Origin of the sequence: Variovorax sp. LG9.2, from assembly GCF_035018885.1 — a bacterium.
Lineage (GTDB): Bacteria > Pseudomonadota > Gammaproteobacteria > Burkholderiales > Burkholderiaceae_C > Variovorax.
Genome location: NZ_JASJXB010000086.1, coordinates 1 through 1,301 on the forward strand (window position 1 = coordinate 1; position 1,301 = coordinate 1,301).

Sequence of the window (1,301 nt, forward strand, 5' to 3'; positions counted from 1 at the left end):
TCGTCTTCGTCATCTGCGTTCTCCTTGTCTGAATTGAAACACTCAGCAAGGGGTACGTTTTTCGGGGGCAAGGTCAACCATCATCGATATAGCGCGTCAGCGCAAATTCGAACGCCTCACCTTACTTTGCGCCCAAATTCTGAGACGACCCTTACATAAGCGTCCGACCCTTGAAGAACAGTCTCTGCAAGCGCTTTGCCAGAGTCATTTATAGGTCGGCTTTTGGCCGCTTCCCGTCCGTGGCCGGCACGGAGCAGGCGGCTACGCGACGAGCAAAGCCCACACCCAATACGCCCCAATACCAATCTGCGCCAGAAACGCAAGAAATCGAGCATTGACCGCGGGCACGCTCAATGACGACAGATGGACGCTCGACTGGAACACGCGAGCGATTAAAAACCAGGGCGCGAGCCCATCGGTCACGCTGGTTCGGTTGGTAGCCAAAGCGATAAGCAAGAGGCCGCCAAATACAGGGATGCCCTCGAGGCAGTTGGCGTGCGCTCTGCTGAGCCGTTGCATGAACGGTGACAGATTCGAGTTGTCGGGCTGGAACTCATTCGCCGCGACCGCCCTTTGCATGACCAGTCGGGTACGAAGAGCTTCCATGAGGACAAGCAGAATCAACGACCAAGCGATGAAGCTGGTCAGGACGAATGCAGACATGCTCGGCATGGTTCCATCTCCTCAGAATTCAACGAAGTCCGCAGAATACCCTGCGGTGGCGACCTGACGGGTTGCGGCGCGCAAAAGTCCGCTTCTGGCCCGACTGTAGCCGGTTGGCGCCTTCGCGCGCCCTACGGTTCAGCCGTCGAGAGTTGATATCTCGCAAACGAAGTGGCTCTTATCGTGACAACGCTGTGCAAGTCGAAGCCGAAGCTTTCATAGAGGCTTCGTAGCCCGTGGCGGTCCGCGACGCAGTCCAGGCGAAGGTGAGCACGCCCAAGCTCTTGGGCTCGAGTCCGCGCATAGGACAGCAGCTCGGTCGAGACTCCCTTCTTCGCCCACGCTCGGCGAACGGCGAGCTTGTGAACGAAGGCCGAGGTGCCAATATGCCGGTAATGTGGTTGACTCATGGGCTGGCATTGGTAATCATTGCCAGCATTGGGTTTGAATCGCCCTGAATCGCCCCGGCTTTGAACTGACCCCCAGAAGTTGGACGAACTTCAAGGAGTCCCATGGAGAAGTACAAAACGGAGTTCAAGCTCCAGGTCGTCAATAGCTTTCTGGGCGGTGAAGGCGGCGCAAAGCTGTTGGCGCGGCGGTGGAACGTGCCCGAGGAGAAAATCCGTACCTGGGTGAGC

At 57.6% G+C, this 1,301-nt stretch carries 2 protein-coding genes; both read right to left on the reverse strand.

Annotated features, from left to right (window positions below; genetic code table 11):
- Positions 1 to 261 precede the first annotated feature (261 nt).
- Positions 262 to 663 carry an MAPEG family protein gene (locus QN413_RS26975; RefSeq protein ID WP_323499630.1) on the reverse strand — a complete coding sequence of 134 codons (402 nt, stop codon included), beginning with the start codon at positions 661 to 663 and terminating at the stop codon, positions 262 to 264.
- Positions 664 to 794: 131 nt separating this feature from the next.
- The gene (locus tag QN413_RS26980) at positions 795 to 1,073 is read right to left on the reverse strand and encodes a GNAT family N-acetyltransferase (protein WP_323499631.1); all 279 of its coding nucleotides are present in this window, start codon (positions 1,071 to 1,073) and stop codon (positions 795 to 797) included.
- Between the last annotated feature and the right edge of the window lie 228 nt (positions 1,074 to 1,301).

Coding starts and splice junctions, on each gene's coding strand:
- QN413_RS26975 (WP_323499630.1), bottom strand. CDS start 663: ATGTCTGCATTCGTCCTGACCAGCTTCATCGCTTGGTCGTTGATTCTG.
- QN413_RS26980 (WP_323499631.1), bottom strand. CDS start 1,073: ATGAGTCAACCACATTACCGGCATATTGGCACCTCGGCCTTCGTTCAC.